General features: G+C 72.1%; 7 protein-coding genes. 3 read left to right on the top strand and 4 right to left on the bottom strand.

The features are described from left to right. The coding region (locus tag AX737_RS15475; RefSeq protein ID WP_156453744.1) for an ABC transporter permease at positions 1 to 667 on the top strand (667 nt) is incomplete at its 5' end. A gap of 10 nt (positions 668 to 677) precedes the next feature. After that, positions 678 to 2,012 carry a nucleotide sugar dehydrogenase gene (locus tag AX737_RS15470; RefSeq protein WP_066922742.1) on the top strand — a complete coding sequence of 445 codons (1,335 nt, stop codon included), beginning with the start codon at positions 678 to 680 and terminating at the stop codon, positions 2,010 to 2,012. 48 nt (positions 2,013 to 2,060) lie between these two features. On the opposite strand, the gene AX737_RS15465 is transcribed toward AX737_RS15470, so the two are convergent. The 3 genes from AX737_RS15465 to AX737_RS15455 form a co-directional block, all read right to left on the bottom strand. Further along, positions 2,061 to 3,326, bottom strand: coding sequence for a lytic murein transglycosylase (locus tag AX737_RS15465; protein ID WP_066922740.1), 1,266 nt, complete (start codon positions 3,324 to 3,326; stop codon positions 2,061 to 2,063). 22 nt (positions 3,327 to 3,348) lie between these two features. Beyond that, positions 3,349 to 4,683: a pentapeptide repeat-containing protein gene (locus tag AX737_RS15460; protein WP_066922738.1), complete on the bottom strand. Its 1,335-nt coding sequence runs from the start codon at positions 4,681 to 4,683 to the stop codon at positions 3,349 to 3,351. An 84-nt stretch (positions 4,684 to 4,767) separates the two neighbouring features. Beyond that, positions 4,768 to 7,077, bottom strand: coding sequence for an FdhF/YdeP family oxidoreductase (locus tag AX737_RS15455; RefSeq protein WP_066922736.1), 2,310 nt, complete (start codon positions 7,075 to 7,077; stop codon positions 4,768 to 4,770). Between the two features lie 168 nt (positions 7,078 to 7,245). Between AX737_RS15455 and AX737_RS15450 the strand changes: the two genes are divergently transcribed. Then, positions 7,246 to 7,419 carry a metallothionein gene (locus AX737_RS15450; protein ID WP_066922734.1) on the top strand — a complete coding sequence of 58 codons (174 nt, stop codon included), beginning with the start codon at positions 7,246 to 7,248 and terminating at the stop codon, positions 7,417 to 7,419. Positions 7,420 to 7,697: 278 nt separating this feature from the next. On the opposite strand, the gene AX737_RS15445 is transcribed toward AX737_RS15450, so the two are convergent. After that, positions 7,698 to 8,436: TonB-dependent receptor (locus AX737_RS15445; protein ID WP_156453743.1), on the bottom strand; the 739-nt coding region annotated here is incomplete at its 5' end.

Below are 8,436 nucleotides of genomic sequence, written 5' to 3'. Positions count from 1 at the left end.
CCGGCTCGGGCGCGACATCCTCTCGCGCATGATCTACGGCACGCGCATCTCGCTCGTGATCGGGCTCGTGGGCGTGGCGATCTCCTTCGCGCTGGGGCTGCTGTTCGGCGGCTTAGCGGGCTATTTCGGCGGGGTGGTGGATGCCGCGATCCAGCGCCTGATCGAGCTGGTGCGCTCCCTGCCCGAACTGCCGCTCTGGCTCGCGCTCTCGGCGGCGCTGCCGCCGAACTGGAGCCCGCTCTGGGTGTTCTTCGGCATCACGATCATCCTGGGGCTGCTCGACTGGCCGGGGCTGGCGCGGGCCGTGCGCGGCAAGCTGCTGGCGCTGCGCGAGGAGGATTTCGTCGCCGCCGCCGAGCTGATGGGCGCCTCGCCGACGCGCGTGATCGCCCGGCACCTGATCCCGAACTTCATGAGCCACCTGATCGCCTCGGCGACGCTCTCGATCCCCGGCATGATCCTGGGCGAGACGGCCCTGTCCTTCCTCGGGCTCGGCCTGCGCCCCCCGGTGACGAGCTGGGGCGTGCTCCTCAACGAGGCCCAGAACCTCGCCGCCGTCCAGCTCTACCCCTGGCTGCTGGTGCCGGTCCTGCCGGTGCTCGTCACGGTGCTGGCCTTCAACTTCCTGGGCGACGGCCTGCGCGACGCCGCCGACCCCTACCATTGAGACCTTTTGCATGGACGATCTCGCGGACGCTCTGGCCCGCCGCCTCGCCGAGCGCACGGCCGTCGTCGGGGTGATCGGCCTCGGCTATGTCGGACTGCCGCTGGCGCTCGCCGCCGTGCGGGCGGGCTTCTGCGTGATCGGCCTCGACATCAACCCGGACCGGGTCGCGCGCATCAACGCGGGCGAGCCGGTGATCAGCCATCTCGACACGGACGGGATGCGCGCCGCGCTCGCCACCGGCCGCTTCCGGGCCAGCGCCGACATGGGCGAGCTCGGCCGATGCGACGCCATCCTGATCTGCGTGCCGACGCCGCTGACGCCGCAGCGCGAGCCCGACCTCTCCTACATCCGCGCCACCGCCGCCGACATCGCCCGCACGCTCCGTCCCGGTCAGCTCGTCGTGCTCGAATCGACCACTTGGCCCGGCACCACCGAGGAGGTGGTCAAGCCCATCCTCGAGGCGACGGGCCTCAGGAGCGGGCGCGAGATCTTCCTCGCCTTCTCGCCGGAGCGGGAGGACCCGGGCAACCGCACCCACACGCTGAGCACGGTGCCCAAGGTCGTGGGCGGAGACGGTTCGCGCGCGCGAGACCTCGCCGACGCGCTCTACGGCGCGATCGTGGCCCGCACCGTGCCGGTCTCCTCGACCGCGACCGCCGAGGCCGTGAAGCTCACCGAGAACATCTTCCGGGCCGTCAACATCGCGCTCGTGAACGAGCTGAAGGTCGTCTACGACGCCATGGGCATCGACGTCTGGGAGGTGATCGAGGCGGCGGCCAGCAAGCCCTTCGGCTACATGCCGTTCTGGCCGGGCCCGGGGCTCGGCGGCCACTGCATCCCGATCGACCCGTTCTATCTCACCTGGAAGGCGCGGGAGTTCGACGTCGCCACCCGCTTCATCGAGCTCGCCGGCGAGGTGAACCGGGGCATGCCGCGCTACGTGGTCGAGCGGCTGGCGCTGGCCCTCGACCGGCAGCGCGGCCGGCCGCTCGGCGGCGCCCGGATCCTGCTGATCGGTGTCGCCTACAAGCGCGACCTCGACGACATGCGCGAGAGCCCGGCGCTCAAGCTGATCGCGCTCCTGGAGGAGCGCGGCGCATCGATCGCCTACCACGATCCGCTGGTGCCCGAGATCCCGCCGAGCCGCGCCCATCCGGGGCTTGCCGGCCGCCGCTCCGTGGCGCTGACCCCGGAGGCGCTCCGGGCCTGCGACGCGGCGCTCGTCGTCACCGACCACGATGGGATCGACTACGCGCTGATCGCCGCCGAGGCGCCGCTGGTGGTCGACACCCGCAACGCGCTCGCCCGGCACGGCCTCGCGGGCGCGCACATCGTGAAGGCGTGAGGCGCCGGTTCTCCCTCCCCCGCAGAGGGGGGAGGGAGAGTGGCAGCCTCAGCGCTCCGCCCGGATCCGCTCCAGCAGGGCCGGGTCGGCGTAGCCGTCCGGCGTCAGGCCGATCGTGGCCTGCCAAGCGCGGATCGCCGCCCGCGTCCGCGGTCCGATCTTGCCGTCCGCACTCCCCGCCGCGTGGCCGCGTTCGGAGAGCCGCGTCTGCAGGTCGCGGATCTCGAAGACGGTGAGCGCGCGGTCGCCCCGCGGCCAATCGCGAGAAAAACCCGGCTCGCCGCGCAGGCGGTCGGCGAGGTGGCCGACGGTGAGCGCGTAGGCGAGCGCCGTGTTGTAGCGCAGGATCGCCCGGAAGTTCGGCCGGAGCAGGAAGGCGGGCCCCCGCGCGCCGGCCGGCAGGATCAGGACGGCCTGCGCCTCCGCATCCGCGAAGCGCTCGCCCCGGGCCGGGCGCAGGCCGAGGCCGGCCCACTCGGCGAGGCTGCGCTCGGTGGTCTCGTCGGCGAGGGCGTAATCGAACCCTGCCGGCAGCGCGACCTCCTGGCCCCAGCCCTCGCCGGGCCGCCAGCCGGACGCGCGCAGGTACTGCGCCGTCGAGGCGAGCGCGTCGGGGGCCGAGCGCCAGATGTCGCGCCGCCCGTCGCCGTCGAAATCGACCGCGTGGGCGAGATAGACGCTCGGCATGAACTGGGTATGCCCCATCGCGCCCGCCCAGGAGCCGAGGAGCGGGTCGGGCCCGTCGCCGGCCTCGGCGATTCGCAGGGCGGCGACCAGCTCGTCGCGCCAGTAGCCGGCGCGAGCGCCGTCGCCGCAGGCGAGCGTCGCGAGTGAGCGGAGCACCGGTGCCTCGCCCATCCCCCCGCCGTAGTTCGACTCGACGCCCCAGAAGGCCGCCAGGATGTGGCGATCGACGCCGTAGCGCTCCTCGAGTGCCGCGAAGGTCGGCGCGAGGTCGCGCAGGCGCGCCTGTCCGTCCGCGACCCGCGCCTCGGTGACGGCGGCGTCGATATAGGCCCAGATCGGGCGCACGAACTCGGCCTGCGCGCCCGTCGCCGCCAGGATCGCCGGATCGGGCGCGAGCCCGTCGAGCCGGGCCGCGACCCGGGCCGGATCGAGCCCCGCCGCCCGCGCCCCCGCGTCGATCCCGGCGCGGCAGGCGGCGGGCAGGCGGTCCGCCGGCTCGGTCGCGGCCGGCGGCGCCTGCTCGGCGGGCGTCTGGGCGCCGGCCGGCCAGGGGGCGAGCCCCAGGAGCGCGGCGGCGAGACCCGCGCGGGCCGTCCGTCCGCCCCGATGTCGAGTCCCATCGCGCATGCCGAGTCCTCCCGTGCCGTCCTCAGCGCCGCAGCCGGTTGCCCAGCACGAAGCCGAACAGGCCCATCAGGATGATGCCGGCCGCGCCCTGGACGCCGACCAGCAGGTTGGCGATGCGGCCCGTGGGCTTGATGCCGATCTCGGGCGGGTTCGCCGTCATCATGTTGAGGGCGCTGTAGCTCATCAGGTCGATGGGGTTGTAGGTCGCCCGGCCCTCGCCCTCCAGGATCATGCCGCCGGTCAGGCCGTAGAGCAGGCCGAAGACCAGGATCACGATCGCGAAGGCGCGGGCGATGCGCGAGAGGCTCTCGCCGTAATCGCACAGCCACTCCACGAAGCGGTCGGCCACCCAGCGGTAGCCGTGGCGGACGAGGGCGCGCGGGTCGCGCGCCGTCCAGGCGGCGCGTGCCTGGACGCCGGCCTGCATCCGGCCCATGCGGCGCCCGCGCTTGTAGGCCCAGCTCGCCGCGTCCTGGCTGCCGATGCTGCGCCAGTTCTGCTCCAGGGCGAGGTAGCTCGCCTGTGCGGCCTCGTAGGCCTGCGCCACCTCCTCGCCCACCGCGCCGCCGAGCTGCTCGACGCGCATCCGCGTGCCGGTGACGAAGGCGCCCGCGAAGCGCGCGTGGGTCAGCCGGCAGGTGGCGAGGTTGAGCCGCACGAGGCTGGTGTCGGAGAAGTCCGCTCCCGAGAGGTCGGCCCCGTCGAGCTTGACCCCGGCGAGGTTCGCGCCGCGCAGGCGCGAGCCGACGAGCCGCGCCTTGGTCAGGCTCGCGCCCTCGAAATCCGCGTGGGTGAGGTTGACGTCCGAGAGGTTCGCCTCGTCGAGGCGGGCACGGCGGAAGTTGGTGTAGTCGGCGTCCGCCCCGGTGAAGTCGGCACCCCAGAGGTCGGCACCGGAAAAGTCCGCCCCGTCGAGGAGCGCCTGGCGGAAGTTGGCGAAGCGCATGGCGGCCTCGCCGAAGCGGGCATCCTCCAGCATCGCCTCGGCGAAGCTGACTTGGCCCGCCACCGCCCCGCGAAAGCCCGCCCCGCTGAGGTCGGCGCCCGCGCAGTCGGCTTCCTCGAGATTCGCCCCGTCGAAGCGGGCCGAGCGGCCGACCACACCGCCGAGCCGGGCGCCGTGCAGGTTGGCGCCGGAGAGGTCGGCCGCCTCCAGCTTGGCATCGCCAAGATCGCGCCCGGCCAGCGCGAGGCCGCCCCAGCCGGCATCCCACCAGGGCGGGGACGCCGCCGGATCGGCGAGCGGCGCCAGCCCCGCGCGCCCGAGCGCGGCTCCGGAGAGGTCGAGACCGGAGGCGCCCGCGCCGATCTGGTCGAGGAGCGCGGCGTGGCGTCCGTCCGGTGCGGTGTCGGTCATCGGTGCAAGGAGGTCCGGAGCGGGCCCGAGAGTCGAGGGGCCCGGCCTCCTTGCCGGGCCGCAGCGCCCGCGTCCAGAGCCCGCTCAGGCGCCGCCGGTCACGGCTTCCGGCACCGCGGGGGTGACGCGCACCGGGATCGCCTTGGCGGCCGGGGTCTTGGCCTGCTCGTCGTGGTGCCAGAGCGGGATCAGCACGTTCATCTCCGGGTAGTAGCCGCCGCAATTGCCCTCGGGGATGTCGTAGCGGACCACGCGCAGGCCCCGCACGACGCGGGCGACGTCGTCGTCGGCGTCGGTGGACACATCGACCGTCTCGCCGTCCGCGAGCCCCAGGCGGGCAAGGTCGTTCTCGTTCATGAACAGGATTTGGCGCGTGCCCTTCACCCCGCGGAAGCGGTCGTCGTAGCCGTAGACCGTGGTGTTGAACTGGTCGTTCGAGCGGAGCGTGATCAGGTCGATCACCGAGCGGTCGGAGCGCGGCATGTCGGGGTCGGCCTCGAGGCCCGGCGGCACGATGAAGTTGGCCTTGCCGGTCTTCGTCTCCCACTTGCGGTCGCGCGCGGCGAGCGGCTTGTAGAAGCCGCCGGGCTCGAACATCCGCTTGTTGAAGTCCCGGAACGTGTCCGGATAGGTCGCCTCGATGCTGTCGCGGATCGTCGAATAATCGGCCACCCAGCCGTCCCAATCGACCTTGGGGTTGGGCGCGAGCGTCGCCTTGGCGATCTCGGCGACGATCCAGGGCTCGGAGCGGACATGCTCGCTCACCGGCTCGGACACGCCGCGCGAGCCGTGGAAGGCCGAGCAGGAATCCTCCATCGAGACCGCCTGCGGCCCGCTCGCCTGCCGGTCCACCTCGATCCGGCCGAGGCAGGGCAGGATGTAGGCGATCTCGCCGCGCACCAGATGCGCCCGGTTGAGCTTGGTCGAGACCTGCACGGAGAGGCGCAAGCCCCGCCACGCCTCCTCCATCCGGGCGGTGTCGGGCACCGCGCGCACGAAGTTGCCCCCGAGCCCGATGAAGGCCCGCACGCTCCCGTCGAGCACGCCCTCGCAGACCTCGACGGTGTTGAGGCCCTTCTCGCGCGGCGGCTCGAAGCCGTACTGCTCGGCGAGCCGGTCGAGCGGCACCAGTTCCGGCTTCTCCGAGATGCCGACCGTGCGCTGGCCCTGCACGTTCGAGTGCCCGCGCACCGGGCAGATGCCGGCGCCGGGCCGGCCGATATTGCCGCGCAGGAGCAAGAGGTTGACCAGCATCTGCACCGTCTCGGTGCCCCGGCGGTGCTGGGTCAGGCCCATGCCGTAGATGCCGATGGTGCTGCGCGCCCGCATGTAGACGCTGGCCGCCGCCTCCAGCGCCTCGCGCTTCAGGCCCGATCGGCTCTCCAGGTCCGCCCAGTCCTGGCCGTCGCAGAAGCGTACGAAGTCGGCCAGCCCGTGGGTGTGCTCCTCGACGAAGGCGACGTCGATGATGCGGGGCCGGCCGGCATCCAGGGCGTCGCGGTCGGCGGCGAGGATCGCCTTGCACATTCCGGTCAGCGCCGCGAGGTCGCCGCCCGCCTTGACCTGATGGTACTGGGTCGAGATCTGCGTGGAGCTGTTGGTCAGCATCTCCAGCGGCGCCTGCGGGTTGGTGAACCGCTCGAGACCCCGCTCGCGCAGGGGGTTGAAGGTGATGATCGGCACGCCCCGGCGGCGGGCCTCCTGCAGCGGATGCAGCATCCGGGGGGAATTGGAGCCGACGTTCTGGCCGAAGAACAGGATCAGGTCCGTCGACTCGAAATCCTCCAGCCGCGTGGTGCCGACCGGCACGCCGATCGATTGCGGTAGCGCCACGGAGGTCGATTCGTGGCACATGTTCGAGGAGTCGGGCAGGTTGTTGTTGCCGTACATCCGCGCCAGCAGCGCGTACAGGTAGCTCGTCTCGAGCGAGGCGCGACCCGAGGCGTAGAAGACCACCGACTTCGGATCGAGACCCTTCAGTTCGCGGCCGATCTCCGCGAACGCCTCGCTCCAGGCGACCGGCACGTAGCGGTCGCTCTGGTGATCGTAGCGCATCGGATGGGTGAGCCGGCCCTGCTCCTCCAGGTCGTAGTCCGGCCAGGAGAGGAGTTCGGTGACGCTGTGCCGGGCGAAGAAGTCGGGGGTCGTGCGCCGCCTCGTCTGCTCCCAGGCGGTGGCCTTGGCGCCGTTCTCGCAATACTCGAAGGCCAAGGGCTTGGCGGGCTTCGCCCAGGCGCACGAGACGCACATGAAGCCGTCGGGCTTGTTCTGTTTCATCAGCATCGCGGCGCCCGACGCCGGGATCTGCTCCCGGGTCAGGATCTCGGCCAGGGACTTGGCCGAGCCCCAGCCGCCCGCCGGGCCCTCGTAGGCTTCGATCTTCTGGTCGGTCATCGCGCACGCATCCCTTCGCCCGGTCCGGCAACGCGGCGGGCCGGCTTTGGGAGGCAACGCGCTCGGCGCGCGGAGGATCACAGTCCGCGGTGTCGCGCCGAGGCTCTGGCCTCCGGCGTCGGGATGGGGGAGGATGACCTGCCGATACCCGGCACGGGGAGTGGAATCATGGCGAGCGTCGATGTCGAGATGGTGAAATGCGCCTGCCCGGACTGCGTCTGCGTGGTCCCGGTGGCGAAGGCGGTCGAGCGGGACGGCAAGGCCTTCTGCTGCGACGAGTGCGCCGCGGGGCACCCGGACCATGCCGGCTGCGACCATGCCGGCTGCACCTGCCACGGGTGAGCCTGTCGCCGCTCAACGGATGCCGGCTGCCTGGCCTCGACCGGACCGCCGCTTTCCCGGACGCCCGGAGCGTCAGCGGAGGGTGATCCGGGACCCAGCACACGATGTCGCGAAGCGTCCATCTGCTGCAAGGTTGCTGAAGATGGAGCCGCTTTGCGGCACTTGGCCGTCTGGATCCCGGATCACCTTCCACTGCGTTCCAGGTGTCCGGGAAAAGGCCTGTGTTTCATCCGCGAGGGCCGGCGAGGCCGGACACAACCGTATCCCGATCAGCCCGCTCAGAACCGCGCCGTCAGGAACAGCCGCACGTTGCGCCCCGGCAGCAGGATCTCGTCCTTCTTGAACGAGGCCGCGTTGCGGATGTCGGCGTCGAGCAGGTTGCGGCCCTGGAGGCCGAGCGTGACCTCGCTCATCCCGTAGACCGCCGGGTCGAGCGGCTTGGTGTAGCTGAGCTCGGCCCGCAGGTCGTCGTAGCCCGGTGTCGGCGTCTCGTTGGGCGCGACCCGGTTCTGCGCGAAGGCGTGCAACAGGTTCACCCGGGCGAACCAGCCCTCCGCCCGCAGGTAGACGCCACCGCCGATCCGGTAGGGCGGGATGCGCGGCACGTTGGTGCCGTCGTCGAACTTTGCCCGCACGGAGTCGAACTGGCCCTCGATGCCGAAGAAGCCGTTGCCGACCGGGATGGCATCGTACTGGCCGATGAGTTCCGCGCCGTAGAACGTCGCGTTCTGCTGCGAGTAGACGACCTGGCGCAACTCGTCGCCCGCGCCGCAGCTCGCGAAGTCGTCGTCGCAGAGGAGGCCGGTCAGGCGCTTGTAGATGAAGCCGGTGTAGCGCGTGTAGAAGCCCGTCGCCTCGAAGCGGAGCGGCCCCACCGCGTGGCGGATGCTGGCCTCGACCGTGCGGGCGCGCTCGAGCCGGAGCCGCGGGTCGCCGATCTCGAAGGTGGCGGTGGCGTCGTGCGGCCCCTGCGAGAACAGCTCGTAGCCGGTCGGCGCCCGCTCCACGTAGGAGCCG

Origin of the sequence: Methylobacterium sp. CCH5-D2 (assembly GCF_001556475.1) — a bacterium.
In the GTDB taxonomy this organism is placed as follows: domain Bacteria; phylum Pseudomonadota; class Alphaproteobacteria; order Rhizobiales; family Beijerinckiaceae; genus Methylobacterium; species Methylobacterium hispanicum.
This window is presented reverse-complemented; position numbering and strand designations above follow the sequence as displayed.

What these genes read in the sequence shown, in the direction of transcription:
- AX737_RS15470 (WP_066922742.1), top strand. Translation starts at nt 678, where the DNA reads ATGGACGATCTCGCGGACGCTCTGGCCCGCCGCCTCGCCGAGCGCACG.
- AX737_RS15465 (WP_066922740.1), bottom strand. Translation starts at nt 3,326, where the DNA reads ATGCGCGATGGGACTCGACATCGGGGCGGACGGACGGCCCGCGCGGGT.
- AX737_RS15460 (WP_066922738.1), bottom strand. Translation starts at nt 4,683, where the DNA reads ATGACCGACACCGCACCGGACGGACGCCACGCCGCGCTCCTCGACCAG.
- AX737_RS15455 (WP_066922736.1), bottom strand. Translation starts at nt 7,077, where the DNA reads ATGACCGACCAGAAGATCGAAGCCTACGAGGGCCCGGCGGGCGGCTGG.
- AX737_RS15450 (WP_066922734.1), top strand. Translation starts at nt 7,246, where the DNA reads ATGGCGAGCGTCGATGTCGAGATGGTGAAATGCGCCTGCCCGGACTGC.